This is a genomic window from Streptomyces longisporoflavus, assembly GCF_014649775.1.
In the GTDB taxonomy this organism is placed as follows: domain Bacteria; phylum Actinomycetota; class Actinomycetes; order Streptomycetales; family Streptomycetaceae; genus Streptomyces; species Streptomyces longisporoflavus.
The window spans coordinates 1-26,122 of the sequence record NZ_BMTR01000001.1 but is presented as its reverse complement, the minus strand read 5'-3'; the positions used below and the strand labels follow the sequence as shown (position 1 = coordinate 26,122).

The 26,122-nt window shown below is 71.6% G+C and carries 27 protein-coding genes; 16 read left to right on the top strand and 11 right to left on the bottom strand.

Going from position 1 to position 26,122, the window contains the following annotated elements; all coding sequences use genetic code 11:
• Positions 1 to 8 precede the first annotated feature (8 nt).
• Positions 9 to 974: a pirin family protein gene (locus tag IE226_RS00135; protein WP_190078833.1), complete on the bottom strand. Its 966-nt coding sequence runs from the start codon at positions 972 to 974 to the stop codon at positions 9 to 11.
• Positions 975 to 1,145: 171 nt separating this feature from the next.
• Here IE226_RS00135 and IE226_RS00130 point away from each other — a divergent pair, with 171 nt between their 5' ends.
• Complete coding sequence (locus IE226_RS00130; protein ID WP_190078832.1) at positions 1,146 to 1,493, top strand: tetratricopeptide repeat protein; 348 nt, start codon at positions 1,146 to 1,148, stop codon at positions 1,491 to 1,493.
• Positions 1,494 to 1,508: 15 nt separating this feature from the next.
• On the opposite strand, the gene crcB (IE226_RS00125) is transcribed toward IE226_RS00130, so the two are convergent.
• From crcB (IE226_RS00125) to IE226_RS00115, 3 genes are read right to left on the bottom strand one after another with little or no spacing between them, the layout of a single operon-like run.
• The gene (gene crcB / locus IE226_RS00125; protein ID WP_190078831.1) at positions 1,509 to 1,883 is read right to left on the bottom strand and encodes a fluoride efflux transporter CrcB; all 375 of its coding nucleotides are present in this window, start codon (positions 1,881 to 1,883) and stop codon (positions 1,509 to 1,511) included.
• On the bottom strand, positions 1,880 to 2,317 hold the full coding sequence (gene crcB / locus IE226_RS00120) for a fluoride efflux transporter CrcB (protein WP_190078830.1): 438 nt from the start codon (positions 2,315 to 2,317) through the stop codon (positions 1,880 to 1,882). The genes crcB (IE226_RS00125) and crcB (IE226_RS00120) overlap by 4 nt, the downstream gene beginning before the upstream one ends.
• A gap of 23 nt (positions 2,318 to 2,340) precedes the next feature.
• Positions 2,341 to 2,706 (bottom strand): ArsR/SmtB family transcription factor, encoded by a 366-nt coding sequence (locus tag IE226_RS00115; RefSeq protein ID WP_190078829.1) that lies wholly within the window; start codon positions 2,704 to 2,706, stop codon positions 2,341 to 2,343.
• A gap of 96 nt (positions 2,707 to 2,802) precedes the next feature.
• On the opposite strand from IE226_RS00115, the gene IE226_RS00110 reads away from it, so the two are divergent.
• Entirely contained in the window at positions 2,803 to 4,797 is a 1,995-nt protein-coding gene (locus IE226_RS00110) for a heavy metal translocating P-type ATPase (protein ID WP_190079509.1), read from the top strand.
• Positions 4,798 to 4,904: 107 nt separating this feature from the next.
• On the opposite strand, the gene IE226_RS00105 is transcribed toward IE226_RS00110, so the two are convergent.
• Entirely contained in the window at positions 4,905 to 6,332 is a 1,428-nt protein-coding gene (locus IE226_RS00105) for a dihydrolipoyl dehydrogenase family protein (protein WP_190078828.1), read from the bottom strand.
• A gap of 142 nt (positions 6,333 to 6,474) precedes the next feature.
• Between IE226_RS00105 and trxA the strand changes: the two genes are divergently transcribed.
• Positions 6,475 to 6,870: a thioredoxin gene (gene trxA / locus IE226_RS00100; RefSeq protein ID WP_190078827.1), complete on the top strand. Its 396-nt coding sequence runs from the start codon at positions 6,475 to 6,477 to the stop codon at positions 6,868 to 6,870.
• Positions 6,871 to 6,942: 72 nt separating this feature from the next.
• On the opposite strand, the gene IE226_RS00095 is transcribed toward trxA, so the two are convergent.
• A complete protein-coding gene (locus IE226_RS00095; RefSeq protein WP_229870269.1) occupies positions 6,943 to 7,983 on the bottom strand; it encodes a LacI family DNA-binding transcriptional regulator in 1,041 nt (346 codons plus the stop codon).
• A gap of 181 nt (positions 7,984 to 8,164) precedes the next feature.
• Here IE226_RS00095 and IE226_RS00090 point away from each other — a divergent pair, with 181 nt between their 5' ends.
• Together IE226_RS00090 and IE226_RS00085 are read left to right on the top strand one after the other, a co-directional pair.
• Positions 8,165 to 9,571 (top strand): amidase, encoded by a 1,407-nt coding sequence (locus tag IE226_RS00090; protein WP_190078825.1) that lies wholly within the window; start codon positions 8,165 to 8,167, stop codon positions 9,569 to 9,571.
• Between the two features lie 85 nt (positions 9,572 to 9,656).
• Positions 9,657 to 10,088 carry a type II toxin-antitoxin system PemK/MazF family toxin gene (locus tag IE226_RS00085; protein ID WP_190079508.1) on the top strand — a complete coding sequence of 144 codons (432 nt, stop codon included), beginning with the start codon at positions 9,657 to 9,659 and terminating at the stop codon, positions 10,086 to 10,088.
• On the opposite strand, the gene IE226_RS00080 is transcribed toward IE226_RS00085, so the two are convergent.
• On the bottom strand, positions 10,073 to 10,939 hold the full coding sequence (locus IE226_RS00080; RefSeq protein ID WP_190078824.1) for a TIGR02452 family protein: 867 nt from the start codon (positions 10,937 to 10,939) through the stop codon (positions 10,073 to 10,075). The two genes, IE226_RS00085 and IE226_RS00080, sit on opposite strands and share 16 nt — an antisense overlap.
• A 248-nt stretch (positions 10,940 to 11,187) precedes the next feature.
• Here IE226_RS00080 and egtA point away from each other — a divergent pair, with 248 nt between their 5' ends.
• The 4 genes from egtA to egtD are packed head-to-tail and all read left to right on the top strand — an operon-like array spanning position 11,188 to position 15,570.
• Positions 11,188 to 12,531: an ergothioneine biosynthesis glutamate--cysteine ligase EgtA gene (gene egtA, locus IE226_RS00075; protein WP_190078823.1), complete on the top strand. Its 1,344-nt coding sequence runs from the start codon at positions 11,188 to 11,190 to the stop codon at positions 12,529 to 12,531.
• Positions 12,528 to 13,856 carry an ergothioneine biosynthesis protein EgtB gene (gene egtB, locus IE226_RS00070; protein WP_190078822.1) on the top strand — a complete coding sequence of 443 codons (1,329 nt, stop codon included), beginning with the start codon at positions 12,528 to 12,530 and terminating at the stop codon, positions 13,854 to 13,856. Before egtA ends, egtB begins: the two co-directional genes overlap by 4 nt.
• A complete protein-coding gene (egtC, locus tag IE226_RS00065) occupies positions 13,856 to 14,611 on the top strand; it encodes an ergothioneine biosynthesis protein EgtC (RefSeq protein WP_190078821.1) in 756 nt (251 codons plus the stop codon). The genes egtB and egtC overlap by 1 nt, the downstream gene beginning before the upstream one ends.
• Positions 14,608 to 15,570: an L-histidine N(alpha)-methyltransferase gene (egtD, locus tag IE226_RS00060; RefSeq protein ID WP_190078820.1), complete on the top strand. Its 963-nt coding sequence runs from the start codon at positions 14,608 to 14,610 to the stop codon at positions 15,568 to 15,570. The genes egtC and egtD overlap by 4 nt, the downstream gene beginning before the upstream one ends.
• Positions 15,571 to 15,647: 77 nt before the next feature.
• Here the strand turns inward: egtD and IE226_RS00055 are convergent, their stop codons facing one another.
• Entirely contained in the window at positions 15,648 to 16,901 is a 1,254-nt protein-coding gene (locus IE226_RS00055) for an extracellular solute-binding protein (RefSeq protein ID WP_190079507.1), read from the bottom strand.
• A 348-nt stretch (positions 16,902 to 17,249) separates the two neighbouring features.
• Here IE226_RS00055 and IE226_RS00050 point away from each other — a divergent pair, with 348 nt between their 5' ends.
• Positions 17,250 to 17,471 (top strand): dodecin, encoded by a 222-nt coding sequence (locus IE226_RS00050; protein WP_190078819.1) that lies wholly within the window; start codon positions 17,250 to 17,252, stop codon positions 17,469 to 17,471.
• A gap of 16 nt (positions 17,472 to 17,487) precedes the next feature.
• Here the strand turns inward: IE226_RS00050 and IE226_RS00045 are convergent, their stop codons facing one another.
• Positions 17,488 to 17,976, bottom strand: coding sequence for a phosphatase domain-containing protein (locus IE226_RS00045; RefSeq protein ID WP_190078818.1), 489 nt, complete (start codon positions 17,974 to 17,976; stop codon positions 17,488 to 17,490).
• A 153-nt stretch (positions 17,977 to 18,129) separates the two neighbouring features.
• On the opposite strand from IE226_RS00045, the gene ku reads away from it, so the two are divergent.
• The 4 genes from ku to IE226_RS00025 all read left to right on the top strand — a co-directional run bounded on the left by ku (position 18,130) and on the right by IE226_RS00025 (position 21,946).
• Positions 18,130 to 19,131, top strand: coding sequence for a non-homologous end joining protein Ku (gene ku / locus IE226_RS00040; protein ID WP_190078817.1), 1,002 nt, complete (start codon positions 18,130 to 18,132; stop codon positions 19,129 to 19,131).
• A gap of 156 nt (positions 19,132 to 19,287) precedes the next feature.
• The gene (locus IE226_RS00035; RefSeq protein WP_190078816.1) at positions 19,288 to 19,974 is read left to right on the top strand and encodes a DNA polymerase ligase N-terminal domain-containing protein; all 687 of its coding nucleotides are present in this window, start codon (positions 19,288 to 19,290) and stop codon (positions 19,972 to 19,974) included.
• Positions 19,971 to 20,981: a non-homologous end-joining DNA ligase gene (ligD, locus tag IE226_RS00030; RefSeq protein ID WP_190078815.1), complete on the top strand. Its 1,011-nt coding sequence runs from the start codon at positions 19,971 to 19,973 to the stop codon at positions 20,979 to 20,981. The genes IE226_RS00035 and ligD overlap by 4 nt, the downstream gene beginning before the upstream one ends.
• Before the next feature lie 164 nt (positions 20,982 to 21,145).
• Positions 21,146 to 21,946: a VOC family protein gene (locus IE226_RS00025; protein ID WP_190078814.1), complete on the top strand. Its 801-nt coding sequence runs from the start codon at positions 21,146 to 21,148 to the stop codon at positions 21,944 to 21,946.
• A 50-nt stretch (positions 21,947 to 21,996) separates the two neighbouring features.
• Here IE226_RS00025 and glgX read toward each other — a convergent pair whose 3' ends face one another.
• Positions 21,997 to 24,123, bottom strand: a complete 2,127-nt coding sequence (glgX, locus tag IE226_RS00020) for a glycogen debranching protein GlgX (protein WP_190078813.1) — start codon at positions 24,121 to 24,123, stop codon at positions 21,997 to 21,999.
• 72 nt (positions 24,124 to 24,195) lie between these two features.
• Positions 24,196 to 24,819, bottom strand: a complete 624-nt coding sequence (locus IE226_RS00015) for a pep a2 (protein ID WP_308429371.1) — start codon at positions 24,817 to 24,819, stop codon at positions 24,196 to 24,198.
• Between the two features lie 302 nt (positions 24,820 to 25,121).
• Here IE226_RS00015 and IE226_RS00010 point away from each other — a divergent pair, with 302 nt between their 5' ends.
• Positions 25,122 to 25,367 carry a DUF5133 domain-containing protein gene (locus IE226_RS00010; protein ID WP_373306830.1) on the top strand — a complete coding sequence of 82 codons (246 nt, stop codon included), beginning with the start codon at positions 25,122 to 25,124 and terminating at the stop codon, positions 25,365 to 25,367.
• A gap of 81 nt (positions 25,368 to 25,448) precedes the next feature.
• Positions 25,449 to 26,122 (top strand): maltotransferase domain-containing protein (locus IE226_RS00005; RefSeq protein ID WP_190078812.1); only part of this gene is annotated, 674 nt, incomplete at its 3' end.

Genomic DNA, 26,122 nt, shown 5'->3' with positions numbered 1-26,122 from the left:
CGCGTAGGTCAGCGCACGCGTCCCCGGGGCTTCAGCGGCACGGGCGGCAGGTCCGGCGCCGGGATCCGGGGGCCGTCGTAGCCCTTCACCTCGCCGAAGCGCGTGCTCTCCATCCAGGCGGCGCGCGCCAGGCCGATCTCCTCGTTCGACCGCCCGATGAAGTTCCACCACATGACCAGCTCCTCCTCGAACGGCTCGCCGCCGAGAAGCATCAGGCTCGCGTCCGACTGGGCCCGCAGGGGCAGTTCGGTGCGTCCGCAGCCGAGGTAGAGCATCGAGCCGGGCACGACGGGGACGCCGTCCACGCGGGTTTCGCCGGACATGCACAGGACGGCGTACTCGAAGTCGGGGTCCAGGGGCAGGCGTACGTCAGCGTCGCGGGTCAGGGTGAGGTCCGCGCCGACGATCGGGGTGTACGTCGTGCCGGGCGACGTGGTGCCGTCGAGCGTGCCCAGGATGAGCGTCGCCGACAGGCCGGGGGCCGTGACCAGGGGCAGCTCCGCGTGGTGCTCGAAGTGCGGGTCGGTGTGGCGGTGGACGTCGGGCAGCGCCACCCACAGCTGCGCGCCGTGCAGGAGGCGGGCGTGCTTCTTCGGGCTCTCCTCGGAGTGCGAGATCGCCCGGCCCGACGTCATCAGGCCCAGCTCGCGGGGGCGGATCGTCTGGAGGCTGCCGGTGGAGTCGCGGTGCAGGACCTCGCCGTCGTGCAGCCAGCTCACCGTCTGCAGGCCCATGTGCGGGTGGGGGCCCACCTGCATGCCGGGCTCGTCGGCGATGTCGTCGGGGCCGTAGTGATCCACGAAGCACCAGGCGCCGACCATGCGGCGGCCCAGGTTGGGCAGCAGGCGGCGGACTTCCGTGGACTCGCCGAGCTTGACCTTGCGGGGGCTGAGGAGTTCCCGGACCGGTTCGGCGACGACGAATCCGCGCCCGCCGCAGAGGGACGGGACCGGCTCGCGATCAAGATTGCTCATGCCGCACAACCTAGTCCCGTGGGGCGCCCGACGTCAGGCGCGCACTCCGGTCATTCCGATGACGCCCGCGCCCCCGGACCGCTCGGGCCTCCCCCGGAGCCGCCCCGCGCCGGACCGGTCGCCGGAATTTTTGATCACACCCCGCCGTTGGACGGCTCGAAGGAGGCAACAGTGGACACGATGTACTACGACCACGGGACCGCGGCGGAGCGCTGGGAGCGCGCGCGGCAGTTCTTCGACGCCAAGGAGTACGCCACGGCGGCGCGCATCCTCGCCCCCCTGGCCGACGAGGTGCCCGAGCAGGTCGCCCCGCGTCTGCTGCTCGCCCGCGCCTACTACCACTCGGCTCAACTGCTGCGCGCCGAGGTCGAGTTGCGTACGGTCATCGAGCGCGACCCGGTCGAGCAGTACGCCCGGCTGCTCCTCGGCCGTACGCTCGAACGGCAGGGGCGGGACGCGGAAGCGGCCCCGCATCTGCGGATGGCCGCGGCGCTCTCGGGTGACTTCGCCGAGGCCTGATCCCCGCGCTCCGGCTCATCGCCACACCGCCTCCGCCACCGTCACTCCGACGAACACCGCACCGAGTGCCGCGACCACGCTGACCGCGGCATTCACCGCGGCGTAGAACCGGGTGCCGCTCTCCGCGAGCCGCAACGTGTCGTACGAGAAGGTGGAGTACGTCGTCAGGGCGCCGCACAGGCCGGTGCCGATGAACAGTTGGGTGTGGGAGCCGGCGGCGCCCGCGACGGTCGCGCCGGTGAGCACGCCGAGGATCAGGCTGCCCGCGACGTTGACCGCGAGCGTCCCCCACGGGAAGACCGTGTCGTGCCTGGCCTGCACGGCACGGTCGGTGAGGAACCGCAGCGGGGCGCCGATCATCGCCCCCGCCACCACACAGAGCCAGTTCACCGGGCCTCCCTACCGCGGCCGGCGGCCACGACGCGGCGCGTCGCCCACGTCGCGCTCCACACCGCCGCGAGGGCAGCGAGCAGCGTGAGGCCGAGATAGGCGAGCCCCGTCCCGGGGTGACCGCTCTCCGCCAGGCGCTCGATGTCCACCGCGTAGGTGGAGAAGGTGGTGAAGCCGCCGAGTACGCCGGTGCCGAAGAAGGGCCGCAGCAGGCGGTGCGGATTTCGCATCACCTCTGTGAGCAGCACCATGAAGGCCCCCATGACGGCGCAGCCGACGACGTTCACGAGCAGCGTCGTCGCGGGGAAGCTGCCTGCGCCGGTGGGCCAGATCAGGGACGCGCCGTAGCGGGCGGACGCGCCGATCGCGCCGCCGACGGCCACGACCGCCACCACGGGCCACACGCCGTTCTCCCTCACCCGCGCCTGGATCATCCGGAGCGATGATCACCCACAGGCTAGCCGCCCGCGGGGGCGTCCCGCAGACCGAGGCGCAGGTGCTCGACATGGAAGAGCGCCTGGTCGAGGAGTTCGGCGACGTGGTGGTCGTAGAGGGCGTAGATGACGGAGCGGCCGTGCCGTTCGCCGGTGATCAGGCCGAGGTTGCGCAGCAGGCGCAGCTGGTGGGAGCAGGCCGACTGCTCCATGCCGACCGCGTCGGCCAGATCGCCGGCCGCGCAGGGGCCCTCCTGGAGGCGCGCGAGGATCAACAGCCGTGACGGCGTGGCCAGGGCCTGGAGGGTGGCGGCGACGTCCGCGGCCCCCACGGCGTCCAGGCGTTCACGCGTGGTGGCGGTGCTTTTGTCGTCGACTCCGTGGCCCATGGCGTCATCCTATCGATGAGACATGAAAAGCTGTTCATTCGTTCCTGTACGGTGATGGAGTTGCCGCTTCCCCAGCCCGTGAAGGGTTACTTCGCCATGCCCACGGCCCTGTCCGATGCCCAGCTCCCCCGCTCCTCCGACCGGGGGTCCTCCCCCGGCCCCGCGGGAGTCCCGCGCCGCCGCACCCGCGTCCTCGCTCTCGCCGAGGCACGCTGGGCGGCGACGGCGACGGCCGCGTTCCTCGTCGCGCTGCCGCTCCAGCTGGCGGGCGCCGCCTCCTGGACGTGGGGTGCGCTGTACGCCGTCGCGTACGTCGCCGGGGGCTGGGAACCGGCGCTCGCGGGGCTGCGGGCGCTGCGCGAGAAGACCCTGGACGTGGATCTGCTGATGATCGTCGCCGCCCTCGGCGCGGCCTCGATCGGGCAGGTCATGGACGGGGCGCTGCTCATCGTCATCTTCGCGACGTCCGGCGCCCTCGAGGCCCTGGCCACCGCCCGTACGGCCGACTCGGTGCGCAGCCTGCTCGATCTCGCGCCCGCCACGGCCACCCGGCTGGCCGACGGGGGCGCCGAAGAGACGGTCGGCACGGCCGACTTGAGGATCGGCGACGTCATCCTCGTACGGCCCGGCGAGCGTGTCGGCGCCGACGGCGAGGTGCTGGAGGGTGCCAGTGACGTCGACCAGGCGACGATCACCGGGGAGCCGCTGCCGGTCGGCAAGGAGGCCGGGGACGAGGTGTTCGCGGGGACACTGAACGGGGCGGGCGCACTGCGGGTGCGGGTCGGGCGCGACGCGTCGGACTCGGTGATCGCGCGGATCGTGGCGATGGTCGAGGAGGCGTCGGAAACCAAGGCGCCGACGCAACTGTTCATCGAGAAGGTCGAGCAGCGCTACTCGCTCGGCATGGTCGTCGCGACGCTCGCCGTCTTCGCCGTGCCGCTGGCCTTCGGCGACGACCTGACCGGGGCCCTGCTGCGGGCGATGACGTTCATGATCGTGGCCTCGCCGTGTGCGGTGGTCCTCGCGACGATGCCGCCCCTGCTCTCGGCGATCGCCAACGCGGGCCGGCACGGCGTCCTGGTCAAGTCCGCCGTCGTGATGGAGCGGCTCGGCCAGGTCGACGCGGTCGCCCTCGACAAGACGGGCACCCTGACCGAGGGCACGCCCCGGGTGACCGCCGTCCACGCACTGCCCGGCAGCGGTCTGACCGACGAAGCCCTCCTCGCGCTCGCCGCGGCGGCCGAGCACCGCAGCGAACATCCCCTGGCCCGCGCCGTCGTGGGAGCCGCGCGCGCTCGCGGCCTGGACATCCCGTCCGTCACCGGCTTCGCATCGGCGCCGGGCGTCGGGGTGAGCGCCACGGTCGGGGGCGCGACCGTCGAGGTGGGCGCTCCGGCTCGGCTCCTCGACGCCGGGCCCGTGGATGCCGCGGACGTGAACGCCCTTGCCCACGCACGCCGGTTGGGCGAGGACGGCCAGACCGCCGTGCTCGTACGGCGTGACGGCACCCCCGTGGGCGTCCTCGGCATCGCCGACCGTCTCCGCCCCGACGCCGCCGCGACCGTCGGCGCCCTGCAGACCCTGACCGGCACCGCCCCGATGCTGCTCACCGGCGACAACGCGCAGGCCGCGGCCCGGCTCGCCAAGGAGGTCGGCATCGGTGACGTACGGGCGGGGCTGCTTCCGCAGGACAAGGTCGCGGCGGTGCGTGAGGCCGAGGACGCCGGACGCAGGGTCCTGGTCATCGGGGACGGCGTCAACGACGCGCCCGCCCTCGCCGCGGCCCACACCGGCATCGCGATGGGCCGGGCCGGTTCCGACCTGGCCCTGGAGACCGCCGACGCCGTCATCGTGCGGGACGAACTCGCCACCGTGCCCAAGGTGATCGCACTGTCCCGGCGCGCCCGCGGACTCGTGGTGCAGAACCTGGTGATCGCCGGGGCGTTCATCGCCGTCCTGGTCACCTGGGACCTCGTCGGCAGCCTGCCCCTCCCCCTCGGCGTGCTCGGCCACGAGGGCTCCACCGTGCTCGTGGGGCTCAACGGGCTGCGGTTGCTGCGGGACGCGGCGTGGCGGGACGCGGGCACCTGAGCACACGGCTCGCCCACGACGTGACCCACCCAGGCACCGGGGCCCGTCACCGCAACGGATGACGGGCCCCGGATCATCAGACAGAGCGCCGCCGAGCGCCGTGCCGGCTACGCCCCGCGATAGGTCTCCAGCAACCGCAGCCACACCTCGCTGATCGTCGGATAGGCCGGGACCGCGTGCCACAGCCGGTCGATCGGCACCTGACCGGCGATCGCCACCGTCGCCGAGTGGATCAGCTCGCCCACGGCGGGACCCACGAAGGTCACGCCGAGCAGCACCTCGCGGTCCAGGTCGACGATCATGCGGGCGCGGCCTTCGTAGCCGTCCGCGTAGAGGCCCGAACCCGCCACGTTCGCCATGTCGTAGTCCACGGCGCGCACGCGCTTGCCCGCGGATTCCGCCTCCGCGAGGGTGAGGCCCGCCGATGCCGCCTCCGGGTCGGTGAAGACCACCTGCGGTACGGCGTCGTGGTCGGCGGTCGCGGAGTGCGCGCCCCAGGGATCGGTCTCCAGGAGGGGGACGCCCTGGGCGCGGGCGGTGATCGCGGCTCCGGCGATGCGGGCCTGGTACTTGCCCTGGTGGGTGAGGAGCGCGCGGTGGTTGGCGTCGCCCACCGCGTAGAGCCAGCTGCTGCCCTCCACCCGCAGGCTGTCGTCGACCGAGAGCCAGGAGCCGGGTTCGAGGCCGATCGTCTCCAGGCCCAGGTCGTCGGTGCGCGGGGCGCGGCCGGTGGCGAAGAGGATCTCGTCGGCCTCGACGGTGCCGCCCTCGCTCAGGGTGGCCTTGACCGTGCCGTTCTCCCTGCGCACCTCCGTCACGGAGACGTTGGTACGGACGTCCGCGCCCGCCTCCGTCAGCGCCTTGGCGACCAGTTCCCCGGCGAAGGGCTCCATCCGCGGCAGCAAGCCGTCGCCGCGCACGAGCAGCGTGACCTGCGAGCCGAGTGCCTGCCAGGCCGTCGCCATCTCCACGGCGACGACACCGCCGCCGACCACCGCGAGCCTGGCGGGCACCCGGTCCGCGCTGGTGGCCTCGCGGCTCGTCCACGGCTTCACGTCGGCAAGGCCCGGCAGCTCGGGCAGGGCCGCGCGGGTGCCGGTGCACACCACCACGGCGTGGCGCGCGCCGAGAGTCTGCTCGGTGCCGTCCGAGCCGGTGACCGTCACCTGGCGCGTCCCGGCGATGCGGCCGTGGCCGCGGTAGAGGTCAACGCCGATGGACTCCAGCCAGCCGACCTGGCCGTCGTCCTTCCAGTGCGAGGTGTAGTCGTCCCGGTGCGCGAGGACCGCCGCCGCGTCAAGATCTCCCTGCACCGTCTGGCGCAGTCCGGGTACCTTTCGGGCGTCCGCGCGCGCGATGACCGGTCGCAGCAGCGCCTTGCTGGGCATGCATGCCCAGTACGAACATTCGCCCCCGACGAGTTCGCTCTCCACGATCGCCACGCTCAGACCGCCCGCACGGGCCCGGTCCGCGACGTTCTCCCCCACGGGACCCGCACCAAGGACCACTACGTCGTATGTTTTCGAATCCGTCATGAAAGCCAGTGTGGTCGCAGGTGTGCGCCGTGGCCACATGGGTACGCGCGCGGACGAGCACGGGTGAACGCGTGGAATACGTCTGCCGCCCGGGCCGTTGTGCACAAGCGGCTTCGACCGACAGCAGGAAGAGGGAAACACCATGAGCAGCGCGACTATGGAGCTCACGAAGGAAAACTTCGACCAGACGGTCACGGACAACGAATTCGTCCTGATCGACTTCTGGGCGGACTGGTGCGGCCCGTGCAAGTCGTTCGCGCCCGTCTACGACAAGGCCGCCGAGGCCAACCCGGACATGGTTTTCGGGAAGGTGGACACGGAGGCGCAGCCTGAGCTCGCCCAGGCCTTCGGCATCCAGTCGATCCCCACGCTGATGATCGTCCGCGACCAGGTGGCCGTGTTCGCACAGCCCGGCGCGCTGCCCGAGGCAGCCCTTGAGGACGTCATCGGGCAGGCCAGGCAGCTGGACATGGACGAGGTCCGCAAGTCCGTCGCCGAGGAGCAGGCCAAGGCGGAGGGGCAGCAGCAGGGGCAGTAAGGAAGCCACCGCACAGACTCCTGTACAGAACTCGGTACGGATCTCTGTACCGAGGACCGCTGTACAGCAGGGTCAGCTGGACTCGCGGTGCACGGCCGTCGCACCGAGCACGTCGTGCACCTCGGGCTCCATGCCCGGGTCGCGCACGACCCGGTCGACGAGCTCCGCGAGCTTCTGACCCGACGGCAGCTCGATGCGGACCGTGCTGAGGCGCGGCCGCAGGAGCCTGCCGAGCACCAAGTCGTCGGCGCCGATCATCGCCGTCTCCCCGGGGACGGCGATGCCTTCGTCCTGCAACGCCCGCATCAGGAGCATCGCGTACTCGTCGTTGTACGTGAACACCCCGTCGATGCCCAGCGTGCGCCAGCGTGCCGCGAGGCGGGCCGCCGACTCCTCGTCGTAGGCCAGGGGCAGCTCGGTCACCGTGGCGCCCTGTCCGTACCCGGCGACGGTCTGGCGCAGGCCCTCGGCGCGCGGGCGTGCGAAGGGCTTGAGGCCCTGTTCCCCGGGGATCACGACGCCGATGCGCCGGCTGCCGCGTTCCAGGAGATGCGCGGCGGCGCAGTTGCCGATCCGCCGCTGGTCCATGAGCAGGGCGTGCGCGCCCTCGGTCCGCTGCGGGCCCAGCGTGAAGACGGCCTTGGCGCCCGACCGCTTCAGGACGTCCACCGCTCGCGCGCCGAGCCCAGACGCGCCGGGAGCGAGGACTGCCACGGGGCGCAGCTCGGCCCAGGCACGAGCCGCTTCCTCGCCGGTCAGGCCCAGGCTGCCGTACTGCACGACGGTGTAGTCGAAGCGGCTGAGCGCCCACTGCAACTCGTTGAAGAACTCGCTGAAGAGCGGGCCCGCCGGGATCTGCGGCGTGGGCATCAGGACGACACGGGTGTGCCCGGCGCGCAGGCTGCGGGCCGCGGCGTGCGGGACGTACCCCAGTTCCTTGGCGGCCTCGTGGACACGGCGTCGCGTGGGCTCGCTGATGCGCACGGCACTGGTGTTGTTCAGTACGTACGAGACGGTCGCGCGCGAGACTCCCGCGAGGCGCGCCACGTCGGCGCTCGTCGGCACAGCGTACTGTGCGGTCTGCTGCGCGCTCTTGTTCGGTATCTGCGCCATAACGGGACTCATCCTTCCAGACGGCGCGGGGGCGCCCCCATGCGGGCCGCGGGGCCTTCCTGACCTGCGTGGGAGCGCTCCCGGCGAGCGTGTCCGGCGCGAACTGCCCCGCCCCCGTACCGCGTTCCCCCCGCGCCGGTTAACGTGCGTGCACTCGTCCGTCGATCAAAGGTGCCCCCACATGACTGCCGACCGTGCCGACGGCCTCGCGCGCACCGCCCGTGCGCTGGCCGACGGAGAAGTGTCCTCGCGTGCGCTCACGGAGCGGACACTGGCGCGGATCGACGCCTCGCAGCCCGTGCTCAACGCCTTCAAATTGGTGTGCGCCGACGCCGCGCTCGCCGAAGCGGACGCCGCCGACCGGGAGTTGGCCTCGTCCGGCGGGACGGGGCGGCCGCTGCTCGGGGTGCCGATCGCCGTGAAGGACGACACCGATGTGGCCGGCGAGCCGACGGCGTTCGGCTGCCGGGGCGACTTCCCGCCGAAGAAGGAGGACGCCGAGTCCGTACGCCGGCTGCGGGCGGCCGGAGCCGTGATCGTCGGCAAGACCAACACGTGCGAGCTGGGCCAGTGGCCCTTCACGGAGGGGCCCGGCTTCGGCGACACCCGCAACCCCTGGCACACCGGCCACACCCCCGGCGGCTCGTCCGGCGGCTCGGCGGCGGCGGTCGCCGCGGGGCTCGTGCCCGCGGCGCTCGGCTCGGACGGCGCGGGCTCGGTGCGCATCCCCGCCGCCTGGACCCATCTCGTGGGGATCAAGCCGCAGCGCGGCCGCATCTCGACGTGGCCCTGGCCCGAGTCCTTCAACGGCATCACCGTCAACGGCCCGCTCGCGAGGACCGTCGCCGACGCGGCCCTGCTCCTTGACGCGGCGAGCGGCAATCACGAGGGTGACCTGCACAAGCCGCCCGCCGTCCGCGCCTCTGAGGCGGCGACCCGCGATCCGGGGCGGCTGCGGATAGCCCTCTCCCTGCGCATGCCGTTCACCGCGACGCCCAAGCGCCTGCACCCCGTGGTGCGCCGCAAGGTCATCGTCCTCGCCGACCGGCTCGCCGCCCTGGGCCACGACGTCGAGGAAGCCGACCCGCGCTACGGCCAGATAGGTCTCGACTTCGTGCCGCGAGCCACGGCGGGCATCACCGAATGGGCCCGCGAGATCCCCGACCCGCGCCTGCTCGACCCGCGGACCAAGGAGGCGGCCCGCCTGGGACGCCTGCTCGGCGGCGCCCCGCTGCGTTTGGCCCGCCGCGCCGAAGCAGCCCTGCACCGCCGGATCGGCGCGACCTTCTCGACGTACGACGTGATCCTCACGCCCACCACCGCCACTCCCCCGCCCCGCGTCGGCACCATGGCCTCCCTCAGCGGCTGGCGCACCGACCAGGCGATGATCGCCGCCTGCCCCTACGCGTGGACGTGGAACGTGCTGGGCTGGCCCGGCGTCAACGTGCCCGCGGGCCGGGACGGCGACGGTCTTCCGGTCGGCGCCCAGTTGCTCGGCCCCGCGAACAGCGAGCCGCTCCTGGTCTCGCTCGCCGCGCAGTTGGAGGCGGACCAGCGCTGGTACGAGCAGTGGCCGGCGACGGCATAAAGACCATCGGGCTCCCCCGCCCCGCACATCGCGCGGGGCAGGTTCTACGGTGACCCGCGTGACAGCCAACACCGAAGACCCGCAGATGTCCGCGCACCCCGGACGCACGGGCCGCACCGCGACCACCGAGGCCGAACCGCGCGAGGTCGGCCCGGTCCAGACGACGTACGCACCCGCCCACGACGGCGATCCCGACCCCGGCGAGATCGTCTGGACGTGGGTTCCCTACGAGGAGAACGACGGGCGCGGCAAGGACCGCCCCGTCCTCGTCGTCGCCCGCGAGGCACGCGGCACGCTGCTTGCCGTGCAGCTCTCCAGCAAGCAGCACGCCGATGATCGTGAGTGGGTGCCGATCGGCAGCGGTCCCTGGGACCGTGAGGGCCGCGAATCGTGGGTCGGCATCGACCGGGTCCTGCGGGTGCACGACGCGGGAATGCGGCGGGAGGCGTGCGCCCTTGACCGGATGCGGTTCAACCTGGTCGTACGGCGGCTCCAGGAGCGCTACGGCTGGCGCTGACGGCCGGGGGCGGGGCTGAACCCCGCGCCGAACGCCTCCTCGAAGGCGGCCCGTGTCACCGCGCCGCGCGTGCGGTCGAGCACCCCGAAGACGACGTGCTCGAAGGACCCGCGGAACCGGCCGCCCTCGTCGAGCAGCGCCCGGAACGCGTCCGCCACCTGCGCGGGGTCGTTCCGGAAGACCCCGCAGCCCCACGCGCCGAGCACGAGCCGCCGGTAGCCGAGGGCGGCGGCGGTCTCCAAGACCCGTTCCGCGCGCCTGGCAAGGGCCGACGGCAGCTCCCCCGCGCGCTCCGGGGTCTGCCGCAGGACGACGCCCGCGTTCGGCGCCGCCGCCGTCAGGAAGCCGACCTCGTACGCCTCGTCGAGGAGGCGGCCCTTGTCGTCGCGGAAGACCGGCACGGCCGGGGAGTGGATCACCCGGTCGCTGTAGAACGGGTCGCGGTGCGCGCGGTGGTGGTCGTAGAACTCCCTGGCCGAGCGCACGCACGTGTACAGCGCCGAGGCGCGGCACAGCGCCTCCTCCTGCGCCTGCGCCCCGTTCAGATAGCCGCCGCCGGGATTGCGCGCCGACGAGAAATTCAGGACGGCCACCGGGCCCCCTTGCGCGGCCGTCAGCCGGTGGGCGGCTTCCAGGCTGCTCTCGGCGGTGACCTCGACTACCGTGGGGGTCAGCTCGGGCGGGGTCACCGGAGCCACGTTCAGGGCCGCAGGACCGAACATCCGCGTGCCGGAGCGCGCGGCGTCCACCGCATCCGCGATCACCACCTCGCGGCCACCCGGAGCGGCATACCGCCCTGCCGCCACGATCTCCTCGGTCTGCTGCGCGATGCCACGCAGTCGCGCACTCATACTCGCTCCCCCGTCCCGGACACCGCTCTGTCCCCCGTCTCGTACATGAACGCATCGTGAGCTGCGCGCGTCGTCCGCCGCAACACAATTCCCCGGCACTTGCCACCCCTGGGGGCACTCTTGTGCGAATGGGTCGCCAGGGTCTTGGGTAGGACGAGCGCTGCCAACTCGGTCCGACCCCATATCGAGTTGACCGGGTGGTCCACAACCGCTGGACCAGGCAGAACCTGAACAGGAGGATCCCTGCAATGCCCGAGGGCGACTGTACGACGTACCGCGCGAAGTACGGCACCGCGGTATCCGAGTCCGAGGCGGAGGCGCTGGTCACCGGCATCTGCTTCAAGACAGGACCACCACGCGTCACCGGTGTCGAACTGGAATGGCTGATCCACGAGCCGCACCGGCTCCACCTGCCCATAGCCCCCGCCCGCCTCGAAACGGCATATGCCGCACTGCGGGCCCTGCCCCTGCACTCCCTGATCACCGTCGAACCGGGCGGCCAGCTGGAGCTCAGCTCGCTCCCCGCCGCCTCGCTCATGGACTGCGTGTCCGACGTATCGGCCGATCTCGCTCTCGTACGCGATCGCCTCGCCACCCTGGATCTGACGCTCACCGGCCTCGGTGCCGATCCCTGGCGTCCGCCGTCCCGCATCCTGCGCCGGCCGCGCTACGACGCGATGGAGAGCTACCTCGACCGCGCGGGCCCCGCGGGCCGCCGGATGATGTGCTCCACGGCCTCCGTGCAGATCTGCCTGGACGCCGGGCACGAGGAGCCAGGTCCGCTCGGCTACGGCCGGCGCTGGCGACTGGCGCACCTCCTCGGTCCCGTCCTTGTCGCGGCGTTCGCGAACTCGCCGGTCCAGGACGGGCGCGCCACCGGCTGGCGCTCCACGCGCCAGGCCGTCTGGGCGTCGATCGATCCGGGCACGTCGGGCGCGCCCTCCCTCGACAGAGAGCCGCGGGCAGCCTGGACGCGGCGCGTGCTCGACGCTCCGGTGATGTTCATCAGATCCGGGCAGGACGGGGACGGCGAGGACACGGCGCCCTGGGCCGTTCCGGAGGGGCTGACCTTCCGCGGCTGGGCCCGCTCGGGCGCGCCGCGCCCGCCGACACGCGAGGATCTCGAACACCACCTGACCACCCTCTTCCCGCCCGTACGCCCGCGCGGCCATCTGGAGCTGCGGATGGTCGACGCGCAGCCGGGTGCGCACGGCTGGATCGTGCCGCTCGCCGTCACCAGCGCGCTCTTCGACGACCCGCAGGCGGCAGAGACCGCCTACCGCGCCCTGAAGCCGCTGGCCGAGCGCGCGTTCCCGCCCGGCGCACCCGCGGCGCCGCGCAGCCCGCTGTGGCTGGACGCGGCGCGGTGCGGGCTCGCCGATCCGGAGTTGCGCGAGGCCGCGGTCGCCTGTTTCGCCGCGGCGGCCGACGCGCTGCCCCGGGTGGGTGCGAGCGCCGAGGTGCGACAGGCCGTCGCCGCCTACACCGAGCGGTATGTCCTGCGGGGCCGCTGCCCGGCCGACGACCTGCTCGACGGGCACCGGGACGGCCACCACTACGACCACGAGCACGAGAAGGGCATCCTCCGATGACCGGAACAGTCAGCGACCCCGATGCGCTTCGGCAGCGCGCCCTGGCGGCCCTGCTGGCCGCCAGGGAACGCACCTCGCTCCTCACCACGTGCGTAGAGGAGCCCGAACTGACCGCGCAGCACTCGCCGTTGATGTCACCCCTGGTCTGGGACCTGGCGCACATCGGCAACCAGGAAGAACTGTGGCTGCTGCGGGCGGTCGCGGGACGCGACGCCATGCGGCCCGAGATCGACGGCCTGTACGACGCCTTCGAGCACCCGCGCTCCGAGCGGCCGAGCCTGCCGCTCCTCGCGCCCGCCGAGGCCCGCGGCTACGCGGCCGAGGTGCGCGGACGTGCCCTCGACGTCCTGCAGAGCACACCGTTCCGCGGTTCGCCGCTGGCCGACGCGGGCTTCGCCTTCGGCATGATCGCGCAGCACGAACAGCAGCACGACGAGACGATGCTGATCACACATCAGCTGCGCTCGGGTCCCACGGCGCTCACGGCGCCCGATCCGGAGCCGGGGCCGCGGTTCACCGGACCCTCCGAAGTCCTGGTGCCGGGCGGCCCGTTCACGATGGGCACGTCCACGGAGCCGTGGGCCCTGGACAACGAACGTCCGGCGCACCACCGCCTCGTCCCGCCGTTCTTCATCGACACGACGCCGGTGACCAACGCCGACTACCAGCGCTTCATCGCCGACGGCGGTTACACGGACCAGCGGTGGTGGGCCCCGGCGGGCTGGGACATGGTCCGCGGCAACGAACTCTCGGCGCCGCTCTTCTGGCGCCGCGAGGGCGGTCAGTGGCTGCGCCGCCACTTCGGGACCGTCGAGGCCGTCCCGCCGGACGAGCCGGTCCTGCACGTCAGCTGGTATGAGGCGGACGCGTACGCACGGTGGGCGGGCCGGCGCCTGCCCAGCGAGGAGGAGTGGGAGAAGGCCGCCCGGCACGACCCGGCGAGCGACCGCTCGATGCGCTACCCGTGGGGTGACACGGACCCAACGCCCGAGCGCGCGAACCTGGGCCAGCGCCATCTCCGCCCGGCTCCGGCCGGCAGCTATCCCGCCGGTGAATCCCCCCTCGGCGTACGCCAGTTGATCGGCGACGTATGGGAGTGGACGTCGAGCGACTTCCTGCCCTATCCGGGGTTCTCCGCCTTCCCCTACCGCGAGTACTCCGACGTCTTCTTCGGCGGCGACTACAAGGTGCTGCGGGGCGGGGCGTTCTCCGTGGACGAGGTGGCGTGCCGGGGCACGTTCCGCAACTGGGACCACCCGGTGCGCCGGCAGATCTTCTCCGGGTTCCGCACCGCGCGCGACGCCGGCCCCGCGGAAACCGCCTGATGTGCCGCCATCTGGCCTTCCTGGGACCCGAAGAGCCACTCGGGAAGCTTCTGACGGACCCCGCGCACAGCCTGTTCCGGCAGTCCTGGGCACCACGGAGGCAGCGTTACGGCACGGTCAACGCCGACGGGTTCGGCGTCGGCTGGTACGCGGAAGGAGATCCGGTGCCCGCGCGCTACCGCCGTGCCGGGCCGATCTGGGGCGATCAGTCCTTCGCGGACCTCTCCCGTGTCGTCCGGTCCTGCGCCCTGCTCGCGGCGGTGCGTGACGCGACCGAGGCGGGCGCGGACGGGGAAGCGGCGGCGGCGCCGTTCTCCGCCGGGACCTGGCTGTTCAGCCACAACGGCGCGATCACGGGCTGGCCCCGGACGCTCGCGCAGGTCGCCCGCGGCCTGCCGGCCGCCGAGTTGCTCTCCATGGAGGCGCGCTGCGACTCCGCGCTGGTGTGGGCGCTCGTCCTGCACCGGCTGCGCAGCGGCGACGACGAGGGCCAGGCCCTCGCGGACACCGTCGTCGAGGTCGCCGCGGCGGCCCCCGGATCGCGCCTCAACCTGCTGCTCACCAACGGCGAGACGATCACCGCGACCGCCTGGGGAGACACCCTCTGGTATCTCACCGAACCGGGCCGCCGCACCGTCGTGGCCTCCGAGCCCTACGACGACGATCCGCACTGGCGTGAGGTGCCCGACCGCACGCTGCTCGCCGCCAGCCGTACCGATGTTCTGCTGACCCCGCTCAAGGAGCCCACCGCGTGAGCCCGTTCCAGCTGACCCGCACCCTGCCCTTGGACGCCACCGGCGCCGCTCTGCGCGCCGATGTCCTCGCGGGCCTCCTTCACTCGCCCAAGACGCTGCCGCCCAAGTGGTTCTACGACGCGCGGGGCAGCGCGCTCTTCGACGAGATCACGACGCTTCCGGAGTACTACCCGACGCGCGCCGAGCGCGAGATCCTGCAGACCCGCGCCGCGGAGATCGCCGCGGCGACGGGGGCCCGCACGCTGATCGAGCTGGGCTCGGGCTCCTCGGAGAAGACCCGGCACTTGATCGACGCGCTCGCGGACCTGCACACCTATGTGCCCGTGGACGTCAGCGAGAGCGCGCTCACCGGCGCCGCGAACACCTTGATCGCCTCGCGCCCGTCCCTGAACGTGCATGCCCTGATCGCCGACTTCACCCGCGGCCTCGCCCTGCCCGGCACACCACGCCCGCGTCTGGTCGCCTTCCTGGGCGGCACGATCGGCAACCTGCTGCCCGCGGAGCGCTCGGCGTTCCTCGCCTCGGTACGCACCCTGCTCTCCCCCGGTGACGCGCTGCTGCTCGGCACGGATCTGGTGAAGGAGGAGTCGGTGCTCGTCTCGGCGTACGACGACGGGTCGGGCGTCACGGCCTCCTTCAACAAGAACGTCCTGCATGTGATCAACCGCGAGCTGGGCGCGGACTTCGACCCCGACGCGTTCTCGCACGTGGCCGTCTGGGACCGCGAGCACGAGTGGATCGAGATGCGGCTGCGCTCCCTGGTCGCCCAGACGGTCAAGATCCCGGCGCTGGAGCTGGCGGTCGACTTCGAGCGCCACGAGGAGATGCGCACCGAGATCTCGGCGAAGTTCCGCGAGGAGGGCGTGCGCTCCGAACTGGCCGCGGCAGGCCTGAAGCTGACGCACTGGTGGACGGACGAGAGGGCGCGCTTCGCGCTGTCGCTCAGCGTGGCACGCTAGGCGGGCCCGGTCTCCGGGTGGTCGGCCGACCACCCGGAGACCCTCCCTCGCGAGGTGTCCGGGCCCGCCGTGAACCGCTATGACCCGCTGACGTCCAGCTCCTTTGTGATCCGGCGCGAGGCGGCCTTCGCCTCCGTCGCCGGGTCGCCGCCGGCCAGGACCTTCGACATGTACGCCTTGATGGGGTTGTCCGCCTCCACCGCCGCCCACTGCGGCGAAGCGGGAGTGGCCCGGCCCTGCGCGGCGCCCGCCGCCATCGCGGCGATGCCTTCCTCGCCGGCGACCGCGGACGCCAGAGTCGTCTTGTTCGGCACGTAGTTCATGGTCCGCGCCAGGTCCTTCTGCCACTTCTCGCCCGCGAGTGCCTCGATCACGGCGACCGCGCTCCTGCGGTCCTCGGTCTTCCCGCGCACCACGAGGTCGGACCCGCCGGTGAAGACCGCGCCCGGCTTGGCGGCCGTCTTGCCCGGCACCGGGAAGTAGCCGAGTTTGCCCTTCAGTTCGGGGTTCTTCTCCTCGATGGCCCGCGCCGTCCCCGGCACGGCGACGATCTGCGCCACGTTCCCCTCCGCGAAGACCCCGGCCTGCGGCGGGTGCTCCTCGTCCGCGTCCTGCGGGCCATCGCCCAGTGCCTGCAACTGCCGGTAGAACTCCATGCCCCGCAGCGCCGCGGCCGAGTGCAGGCTGCCCTTCCACACCCCTCGCGACCCCTTGGCCTCCGTGGCCAGCTCGCCGCCCTCGTCCCAGATGAACCCGGCCAGGGTGTACCAGTCCTGGCCCGCGAGGTAGATCCCCTGATTGCCGCCGGAGTCGAGCCGCCGAGTGTCGGCGAGCCACTGCGCGCGTGTCTTCGGCGGCTCCTCGATCCCGGCCTGCGCGAAGAGGTCCTTGTTGTAGATGACGACGCGGTTGGCTGCGTACCAGGGAATGCCGTACTGGCTGCCGTTGTACCGGCCCGGTTCGGCCAGGCCCGGCAGCCAGTCCTTCATGCCGAGGTCGCGCGCGGATTCCAGGGTGAGGTCGTAGAGCCCGCCCTCGTCGACGTACTGGGCGACCTGGGTGTTGCCGACCTCGATGACGTCGGGGCCCTTCTCCGACTTGAGCGCGGCCTTGACCTTGTCCCCGATGCCGGTCCACTCCTGGAGGCGTATCTCCAGGTCGATGTCGCCGTGCCGCTTCTCGAAGTCCGTGGTGAAACGTTCGATGAACTCCGCCGATGTGCTGCCCCGCATGAGCCACACCGTGACGGTCCGCCTGTCCTCGTCCGTGCCCGGCAGGACGCCGCATCCGGGGAGCAGCGTGCCGGCGGCGAGGACGAGGGTCAGGGACATGGAGACGCGGCGGTGCGGTATCACGTGGGTCACTTTCTTCCTGCGGACAGGGAAGGTCGGCCCGACGTGGGGGTGAGCTCCGTTGGCTCGAACGGGTACGGCTGGATTTTGGTATGTACCAATGGGTCGGTCAAGGGGGATCGGCACCGGGATCGGAGATTCAGGTGCGGATCCCGGGACAAATCAGCCGATGGCGAGGAACGCCCGTCCATGCCTCGCGGCTCGAACTGGACGGTGCCGCCGAACCTGCCGTGCCCACCGCCTCGCGCCGCGTCGCATCGTGGGGCACGGTGGAGTGACGTCACCCCACAGCTGTGCGGTCACCACACGGCGGAGAGGACCACTCTGATGTCCGACCACACCTACCGGGTCACCGAGATCGTCGGCACCTCGCACGAGGGCGTCGATCAGGCCATCCGCAACGGCGTCGCCCGCGCCTCGCAGACGCTGCGCTCGCTGGACTGGTTCGAGGTCACCCAGGTGCGCGGCCACATCGAGAACGGCGAGATCGAGCACTACCAGGTCGGCCTGAAGGTCGGCTTCCGCCTGGAGGACGGCGACAGCGCCTGACCCCGCCGCCGGGCGGTCACGTCCGCCCCTCACGCTCCTGCGCGTCCTTCAGCGCGGGGGACGTGCTCGCCCAGCGCGCCCGTACGACCTTGAAGCCCGCCCGCTCCGCCTCGTCGCACACCAACTCGTCGTCGTCCACCAGCATCCGGACCTCGCGGGACCCGGCGATCCTCTTGAGGATCTCCAGCTTGGTGCGGCGGGCGGGCCGCCGGTCGTCGTTGCGGCGCATCCAGATCCGCCCTTCCGGAAGCCCCTGCGCCGCCAGCCACGCCACGGTGTCCTTGCGGCACCGCTCCGGCCTGCCCGTGAGGTAGACGACCTCGCACTCGCGCGAGCTCTCCAAGGCGAGAGCGATGCCCTGCTCCAGCGGCGGGTCGTCCGGCGCCGCGGCGAAGAAGGCGGCCCAGTCGCGCGGCTTCACCTCCAGGAAGCGCTGACGATGCGCGGTGTCCGCAAGCGTGTTGTCCAGGTCGAATACGGCCAGGGGCCTGCTGTCGTGCGTCACGCGCCCAGCGTAGGCCGCTGATCCAGAAGCCGCTGCCACTGCCCTGTGCCCGTTCGCCCACGGCTCCGAACCTTCCGGATGCGGCGAGCGCGCCGCCGGGGTGCCATGGGTGGAGACGGACACGGGCGGCGACGGAAAGAGGTGAACGCGGTCATGGCGCGTCCAGTGTGGAGCGGAACGGTGACCTTCGGTCTCGTGTCCCTGCCCGTGCAGATGTACACCGCGACGGACAGCCACACCGTGCGCTTCCACCAGCTCCAGCGCGGCACCTCCGACCGGGTCCGCAACAAGCGCGTGAATGAACGCACCGGCGAGGAAGTGCCCCTCGACGAGATCGTCAAGGCATACGACGCGGGCGACGAGTACGTGGTGGTCGAGCCGGACGAGTTGGAGGACATCGCTCCCGGCCGCTCGAAGGCGCTGGAGATCGAGGGATTCGTCGACCTGAAGGACGTCGAGCCGATCTTCTTCGACAAGACGTACTACCTCGGCCCGCGGAGCAAGGAGTACACCAAGGTCTACGCCCTGCTGGAGAAGGCCTTGTCCGAGTCGGACCGGGCGGGGATCGCCACCTTCGTGATGCGCAATCACCAGTATCTCGTCGCGGTGAAGGCCGAGGACGGTCTCCTGACGCTGCACACGCTCCACTGGTCCGACGAGATCCGCGATCCGCGACAGGAGATCGACAACCTGCCGGGGAAGACGAAGGTCACCGACCGCGAGCTGAAGATGGCACGCCAACTCGTGGACACGCTCCGCATCGACTGGAAGCCCGAAGACTTCCACGACACCTACCAGGAGCAGGTGACCGCTCTCATCGAGGCCAAGCGCACGGGAGAGTCCGTCGAGAAGGCCGAACCCCCGGCCGAGCCCACCAACGTCGTCGACCTCATGGACGCGCTGCGGGCGAGCGTCGACCGTACGAAGAAGCCCTCGCGGCGCACAAGCGAGGGCAAGGGCAAGGGCAAGAGCAGGAGCAGGAGCGGAAACAAGGGCGGAAGCAAGGGGAAGGCGGCGGAGCCCTCGCTCGACACCCTGACCAAGGCCGACCTCTACCGGCGCGCCACGGACGCCGGCATCCCCGGCCGCTCCTCCATGAACCGGACAGAGCTCCTCGACGCCCTGCGAGGGGGCAAGCAGCGCAAGGCCTCGTGACGGACGCCGTCAGGGGTGCGGCCGTCAGAAGCTCGGCTTCGCCTGCTCCGGCGGTATCAGCGCAGGTCACCCGATGGGTTCAAGGGGCGTGTGCCGCCGACGATCACGGGGTACACAGCGTGAGCGGACCAGCGGCCCCGACGGAAGAGAGCTGCCGTGAGCGAGAAGGACGGACTGCAGACCTATCGCAAGAAACGGCATTTCGAGAAGACGAGCGAGCCGAGCGGCGAGCACACCGGAGACAGAGGGGACAGAGCCGACGGGCCGGGTTCGGCCGATGAGCCCGCGTTCGTGGTGCAGATCCACGACGCGAGCACGATGCACTTCGACTTCCGCCTCGAGGTCGACGGCGTACTGAAGTCCTGGTCGATCCCGAAGGGTCCCTCCACCGACCCGCAGGACAAGCGCCTGGCGATCCCCACCGAGGACCACCCCTTGGATTACCAGGACTTCGAGGGAGTCATCCCCGAGGGCGAGTACGGCGGCGGGACCGTCATCGTCTGGGACCACGGCACGTACCGGCCGACGAGCCACGACAAGAAGAAGCGGCCGGTGCCCTTCGCGCAGGCCCTGGAGAACGGCCACGCCACGTTCGACCTGCACGGCGAGAAATTGCGCGGGCAGTACGCGCTCACCCGCTTCCACGGCCGCGAGGAGAAGAGCGGCGGGTCCGCCTCGAAACCGACGTGGCTGCTCGTACGGACCGGATCGGGGCACGGCTCGGGCGGCGGCACCCCCGATCCGCGGCGGGCCCGCTCGGCACGCAGCGGCCGTACGCTGCGCCAGGTCGCCGAGTCACCGGACGCACCGACCTGGAACTCCGACGACGGTGAGAGCGGATGACCGGCCTGCTCGACGCGCTGCCGCCCGGCCTGGCGGACCGCGTCCGCGAGGCGGCGCCGGGCGTCGAGATCGCGGCCTCCCCGATGCTGGCCACGCTCAGTGACCGGCGTGACTTTCCGCAGGGCTGGATCTTCGAGCGGAAGCTGGACGGCATCCGCGCGCTCGCGGTGTGCGAGAACGGCGAGGTGACGCTCCGCTCCCGGTCCGGGCGCCGCCTCGACGCCACGTACCCGGAGATCATCGACGCGCTCGCCGGGCAGAACCGCGCGGACTTCACGGTCGACGGCGAGATCGTCGCCTACTCCCGCGGCCGCACGGACTTCGCGCGATTGCAGCGACGCATGGGACTCACCCGGCCGGCCGACGTCGCGGCGAGCAAGGTCGCGGTGACCTACTACGTCTTCGATCTGCTGCGCCTGGACGGCATGGACGTACGCCGGCTGCCGCTGCGCACCCGCAAGTCGCTGCTCCGGCGTTCGATCGCGTTCACGGCCCCGCTGCGGTTCAGCACCCACCGCAACGCGGGCGGCCCCGAACTCCTCGCCGACGCCTGCCGGCGCGGCTGGGAAGGCCTCATCGCCAAGCGGGCCGAGAGCACCTACCAGGCGCGCCGCTCGGACGACTGGCTCAAGCTGAAGTGCGCACGGGGCCAGGAGTTCGTGGTGGGCGGGTTCACCGAACCCACGGGCAGCAGGGAAGGCATCGGCGCACTGCTCATCGGCTACTACGAGGACGGGCGGCTTCGCTACGCGGGCAAGGTCGGCACCGGCTTCGACCGGCGCACCCTGCTGGCCCTGCGCCGGAAACTCGACGAACTCGCGGTGACCGACTCGCCGTTCGACGACCCGATCCCCGGCCGCACCACCCACTGGGCGCAGCCTCGCCTCGTGGCGCAGATCGCCTTCACGGAGTGGACGCGCGACGGCATGCTGCGCCACCCCCGTTATCAGGGGCTGCGGGACGACAAGGCCGCGGCTGATGTCGTCAGGGAGCGCGAGGAGTCCTGAGGGAGCACGAGGGGCCGTGAGAGCCCGCGTACGACGGGGCCGCTGAGCCTGCCTGCGCCGCGACACCCCGACCAGCCCAACCGTAAGGGGCAAGCGGGGACGAAGGCAGCGATGATGGGACCGAAGGTTCGCAGACGCCCCATCGACCTCAGAACGGTACAGAGATGAACAGCCATAGGGCAGCGGGGAACGAGGTCGTGGCCAGCCGTACGGTGTTCGGCGCACCCTGCTGGGTCAGCCTGACCACCCATGATCTGGACGCCGCGGAGGCGTTCTACCACGCCGTACTGGGGTGGGACTGGCGGGTCGGCAAGCTGGGCGACCAGTACAGGTTCGCCAGAGTGGGCGGGGTACCGGTGGCGGGCGTGTCGGCCGTGGAGGCCATGGGTCACGCGGCCGTCGCGTGGACCCCCTTCTTCGCCGCGTCCGACGCGAACGAGACCGTGGCCCGCAGCCAGGAGCGTGGCGGGACGACCGCCGTGGGGCCTCTCTCGTTCCCGCCGGGGCGGGCCGCTCTGCTGGCCGATCGCGACGGGGCGGTCTTCGGTGTCTGGGAGGGCGAGCTGGTGGCGGACTGGGAGGACTGGCGCCGTGCGGCTCCGGTCTTCGTGGAGCTCCACACCCGCAACGCCTTCGACGCGGCCATTTTCTACGGCGAGGTCCTCGGCTGGGCGTCCGCGGCCGCGGGCTGCTGCGAAGTCGACTACGAGGACGAGCGGGTCGTGCTGCGCAACGAGGGCCATGTCGTGGCCCGCATCCATTCCGGCGCGGTGGAAGCGGCGCCGGACCCCGCGATCCGGCCGCGCTGGCAGATTCACTTCGCGGTCGCCGACGTGGACGCGTGCACCCGGGCCGCGCGGGAGAACGGTGGCAGGGTTCTGGAGGGCGGGCCGGGTGCGGCGGAGGCCGTCCTGGCCGACCCGGACGGGGCACGCTTCGTGGTGAACTCGCGCTCCGCGCAGTGAAGTCCCGCGACCGGTCACGTCCGGCGCGGTGAAGTCCCGCGACCGGTCACTTACTTCCGGCGGCCGGTCGTTCTGGCGGGCCGGGACAGCATGAGCAGACTGTGCGGCTGCACGCAGACCTCGCTGTCCGCCTTGTGTTCCACCTCGTCGGCGGCTCCGCGGGGGTCCGAGGTGTCGATGCGCGTGGTCCAGCGTTCGCCGTACGCGGCGTCCGGCAGGTCGAAGACGACCGGCTCCCGGTAGCTGTTCAGCAGGAGCAGAAAGGAGTCGTCCACCACGGGGCCTCCGTGGGCGTCGGGCTCCGCGATGGCGTCACCGTTGAGGAAGACACCGACGGCGTGTGCGTCGGGTCGCCGCCAGTCCTCGTCCGTCATCTCGCGTGCGTCGGGGCGCAGCCACACCAGGTCGGGCATCGGCTGGCTCTCATGTGTCGCGGTCTCGCCCCGGAAGAAGCGGCGTCTTCGCAACACCGGGTGTACCGCCCGGAGTTCGATGGCGCGGCGGGTGAACTCCACGAGGTCGCGCTGTTCCCCGGTGAGGTTCCAGTCGATCCAGGAGATCTCGTTGTCCTGGCAGTAGGCGTTGTTGTTTCCTTGCTGGGTGCGGCCGAGTTCGTCGCCGTGGGCGAGCATCGGTATCCCCTGCGAGAACATGAGCGTGGCCAGGAAGTTGCGCTGCTGGCGTGCGCGCAGCTCCAGAATGCCCTCGTCGGCCGTGGGTCCTTCGGCACCGCAGTTCCATGACCGGTTGGCGTTCTCGCCGTCCTGGTTGTTCTCGCCGTTGGCCTCGTTGTGCTTGTCGTTGTACGAGACCAGGTCGCGCAGGGTGAATCCGTCGTGCGCGGTGACGAAGTTGACGCTGGCGCGCGGGCGGCGGCGATCGTGCTGGTACAGGTCGGAGGAGCCGGTCAGCCGGGAGGCGAACTCGGCGAGCGAATGGTCGGCGCCGCGCCAGAAGTCCCGTACGGAATCGCGGTACTTGCCGTTCCACTCCGACCACAGCGGCGGGAAGTTGCCGACCTGGTATCCCCCGTCGCCGACGTCCCAGGGCTCGGCGATCAGTTTGACGCGGCTGACCACGGGGTCCTGCTGCACCAGGTCGAAGAACGCCGAGAGCCGGTCGACGTCGTGGAACTGCCGGGCGAGCGTGGCCGCCAGATCGAAGCGGAACCCGTCGACATGCATCTCGGTGACCCAGTACCGCAGCGAGTCCATGACCAGTTGCAGGACGTTGGGGTGACGCATCAGCAGGCTGTTGCCGGTGCCGGTGGTGTCGAAGTAGTGCGCGGGATCGTCCTCCGCCAGGCGGTAGTACGAAGCGTTGTCGATGCCTCGGAAGGCGAGCGTGGGGCCGTTCTCGTTGCCCTCCGCGGTGTGGTTGTAGACCACGTCGAGGATCACTTCGAGCCCGGCCTTGTGCAGCGCCTTGACCATGGCCTTGAACTCGGTGACCTGCTCGCCGCGCGAGCCGTGCGCCGCGTAGGCGTTGTGGGGCGCGAAGAAACCGATGGAGGTGTAGCCCCAGTAGTTGGACAGGCCGCGGTCGCGCAGGAACCCGTCCTGGACGTACTGGTGCACGGGCATCAGCTCGACCGCGGTGACGCCGAGCGACGTGAGGTGGTCGATGACCGGCTCGGTCGCGAGTCCCGCGTAGGTGCCCCGCAGTTCGGCGGGGACCCCGGGGTGTGTGCGGGTCAGGCCGCGCACATGTGTCTCGTACACCACGGTCTCGGCGTACGGGCGCCGGGGCGGCCTGTCGTCCTCCCAGGCGAAGAAGGGGTCGGTGACCACCGAGAGCGGGGCGTGCGAGGCGCTGTCGGCCGGTTCGGGGCCCTCGGCCGCGTGCTCGTACAGCGCGGGGTCGTTGTCCATCTGCCCCTCGATGGCCCTGGCATAGGGGTCGAGGAGCAGCTTGGCGGGGTTGCACCGGTGGCCCGCCGCGGGGTCCCAGGGGCCGTGCACCCGGTAGGCGTAACGCTGGCCGGGGCCGATGCCCGGCAGGTAGCAGTGCCAGACGAAGCCGTCGACTTCGGTGAGCGCCACACTGCGGTGCGTGACGTCTTCGTCGACGAGCACCAGCTCCACATGCTCGGCTATCTCGCTGAACAGCGCGAAGTTGGTTCCTTCACCGTCGGGTGTGGCGCCCAGTGGGAAAGGGGCGCCGGTCCAGGTGCGCACGCAACTGCCTCCTGCGGACGGGCGGGTTCGGGGTGGGGCGGCCCGGAACCGCGCCCGGGCATGGCCCGGCGTTCACACGGGCGGCGATGACGCCGCCGTGACGGGCTCCTTCATCATTACCCGAGCCCCGTCCGGCCGCAGGGTGTGAGCACTCGCGGCACTGTCGCCCGGGGCGGTCGCCGTCGCCGCGGCGGCCGCGGCGACCAGGGGTTCCGCTTCGGGCGGGCCCGCGAGGGCCGCGACCGGAACCTCCCGCGGTACTTCGAGGGCCTCGAGCAGGCTGGGCCCCGGCAGTGCGGGCGACAGCCGTGCGTGTTCGACCGAGCGCACACGGCGCGAGAACCAGATGATCTTGCCGTCCGTCGCCGGGCAGCTGCCCCAGCCGTCACTCAGTGCGGCGATCTGCGTCAGACATCCCTGCGGCCCGTAGTGCCGCTGCGGGAGTTCGGGGTTGCTGTCCCACACGGCGGTGATGAGGTGCTGGCCGTTCCACCACATCTCCACGACGGCCTTCTTGTCCGCTCCGTGCTCCTCGATCGCGCGCAGCAGCACTCCGGTGCAGTAGCCGACGGGTTCGACGTGGGCCGCCAGCCCCCAGTGCTTCAGATGCGCGACCAGAATGCGCCTGACCTGCTCAATCCTCTCCGGGCCAACCTCCACGTCGAGGTGGTAGTAGCAGGGGATAGCGGATTTCATCGCTCCTGACTCCTCTCGGCGAAGCTCCCGGTCCCTCTCGGTCTTGCGGCCGAGCCCCGAACACGGAACGTGAGCTCTGATCACTGCTGGGTAAGTCTCAGCGTGCGAGGGCTACTCCATTTGCGCAACACGAGCCCCTGCCGCTCACCCCGCAGAGCGCTCAACAGGACGCTGGGTGCTCATACGTGCACCATGAGTCATAGGTCGACCGGTGTGACACGCCGGTGCCCTTGCGCGGGACGGGTCCGCACCGATCGGGTGCACACCTTGCGCGCCATCAGCGAACGAGAAGGTGACCCAGCATGGTGCTGCTGCCTACAAAAGCCGAGGTCGCGCGGCAGTTGGGCGACTACCGGGAGTGGGAGCGGCTGTTGCTCGCCCATCCCGCGGACAGTGCTGTGCGGATGCGCTTCGAGGACACCGCGTACACCCTGTGCGTACTGATGGGCGAGTGCACGGCGCGGGTCGCCGCCGACGCGGCAGAGCTCTACCTGCGCCCGCGCACCACACGCCGGGCACGAGCACCCCGGGACCTTCAGGATCAGTGACGAAAAGCGGCTCCGGCGAGAGCCGATCCAGACGTGCAGAACGGGCGCGCATCGGGCGCGAACTCGGCGGAAGAGAGAGCGATGACGTCAGCCCGGGAGGCGACCTCCGTCCCCACCACCGTCGGCACGTCCGTCCTGGACGTCCAGCCGGTCGTCGACTGCGGCCGGCGCCCGGCGAAGGCGGTTCCCGGCGAGACCTTCCGGGTCACGGCCACCGTCTTCGGTGAGGGCCAGCTCGCGGTCGGGGCCAACGTCGTTCTGCGCGGTCCCGGTGACCCCGACGGCTCCGGCGAGGGCGGCGAGCCGTGGATTCCCATGCGCGAGATGTCCCCGGGCAGCGACCGCTGGGCGGCGGATGTCACCCCGGATGCCGAGGGGCACTGGACTTACGCCGTGGAGGCGTGGGCGGACCCCGTGCAGGGCTGGCGGCGCGCCGCCGAGATCAAGGTGCCCGCCGGCATCGACGCCGGGCTGATGCTCGAAGAGGGGGCGCTGCTGTACGAGCGTGCGGCCGTCGGCGCTCCCGAAGGAGCGGAACGGCACGTGCTTGTGGCCGCGGCGGACGCCCTCCTCGACGACTCCCTGCCCCCGGCCGAACGTCTGGCGGCCGCCCTGACTCCGCAGGTGGAGGCGGTACTTGCGCGCTACCCCCTGCGCGAGCGGATCTCCCGCTCCCCGGCCCTCCCCCTGCGCGTGGAGCGTCGGCGGGCGTTGTTCGGGTCCTGGTACGAGTTCTTTCCGCGCTCGGAGGGCGC

What these genes read in the sequence shown, in the direction of transcription:
- IE226_RS00080 (WP_190078824.1), bottom strand. Translation starts at nt 10,939, where the DNA reads ATGAGTGCGCGACTGCGTGGCATCGCGCAGCAGACCGAGGAGATCGTG.
- trxA (WP_190078827.1), top strand. Translation starts at nt 6,475, where the DNA reads ATGAGCAGCGCGACTATGGAGCTCACGAAGGAAAACTTCGACCAGACG.
- IE226_RS00055 (WP_190079507.1), bottom strand. Translation starts at nt 16,901, where the DNA reads ATGTCCCTGACCCTCGTCCTCGCCGCCGGCACGCTGCTCCCCGGATGC.
- ku (WP_190078817.1), top strand. Translation starts at nt 18,130, where the DNA reads ATGGCGCGTCCAGTGTGGAGCGGAACGGTGACCTTCGGTCTCGTGTCC.
- IE226_RS00095 (WP_229870269.1), bottom strand. Translation starts at nt 7,983, where the DNA reads ATGGCGCAGATACCGAACAAGAGCGCGCAGCAGACCGCACAGTACGCT.
- egtA (WP_190078823.1), top strand. Translation starts at nt 11,188, where the DNA reads ATGCCCGAGGGCGACTGTACGACGTACCGCGCGAAGTACGGCACCGCG.
- IE226_RS00090 (WP_190078825.1), top strand. Translation starts at nt 8,165, where the DNA reads ATGACTGCCGACCGTGCCGACGGCCTCGCGCGCACCGCCCGTGCGCTG.
- IE226_RS00015 (WP_308429371.1), bottom strand. Translation starts at nt 24,819, where the DNA reads ATGAAATCCGCTATCCCCTGCTACTACCACCTCGACGTGGAGGTTGGC.
- IE226_RS00050 (WP_190078819.1), top strand. Translation starts at nt 17,250, where the DNA reads ATGTCCGACCACACCTACCGGGTCACCGAGATCGTCGGCACCTCGCAC.
- egtC (WP_190078821.1), top strand. Translation starts at nt 13,856, where the DNA reads ATGTGCCGCCATCTGGCCTTCCTGGGACCCGAAGAGCCACTCGGGAAG.
- ligD (WP_190078815.1), top strand. Translation starts at nt 19,971, where the DNA reads ATGACCGGCCTGCTCGACGCGCTGCCGCCCGGCCTGGCGGACCGCGTC.
- egtB (WP_190078822.1), top strand. Translation starts at nt 12,528, where the DNA reads ATGACCGGAACAGTCAGCGACCCCGATGCGCTTCGGCAGCGCGCCCTG.
- IE226_RS00105 (WP_190078828.1), bottom strand. Translation starts at nt 6,332, where the DNA reads ATGACGGATTCGAAAACATACGACGTAGTGGTCCTTGGTGCGGGTCCC.
- IE226_RS00010 (WP_373306830.1), top strand. Translation starts at nt 25,122, where the DNA reads ATGGTGCTGCTGCCTACAAAAGCCGAGGTCGCGCGGCAGTTGGGCGAC.
- IE226_RS00025 (WP_190078814.1), top strand. Translation starts at nt 21,146, where the DNA reads ATGAACAGCCATAGGGCAGCGGGGAACGAGGTCGTGGCCAGCCGTACG.
- crcB (WP_190078830.1), bottom strand. Translation starts at nt 2,317, where the DNA reads ATGATCCAGGCGCGGGTGAGGGAGAACGGCGTGTGGCCCGTGGTGGCG.
- IE226_RS00110 (WP_190079509.1), top strand. Translation starts at nt 2,803, where the DNA reads ATGCCCACGGCCCTGTCCGATGCCCAGCTCCCCCGCTCCTCCGACCGG.
- IE226_RS00135 (WP_190078833.1), bottom strand. Translation starts at nt 974, where the DNA reads ATGAGCAATCTTGATCGCGAGCCGGTCCCGTCCCTCTGCGGCGGGCGC.
- IE226_RS00085 (WP_190079508.1), top strand. Translation starts at nt 9,657, where the DNA reads ATGTCCGCGCACCCCGGACGCACGGGCCGCACCGCGACCACCGAGGCC.
- IE226_RS00115 (WP_190078829.1), bottom strand. Translation starts at nt 2,706, where the DNA reads ATGGGCCACGGAGTCGACGACAAAAGCACCGCCACCACGCGTGAACGC.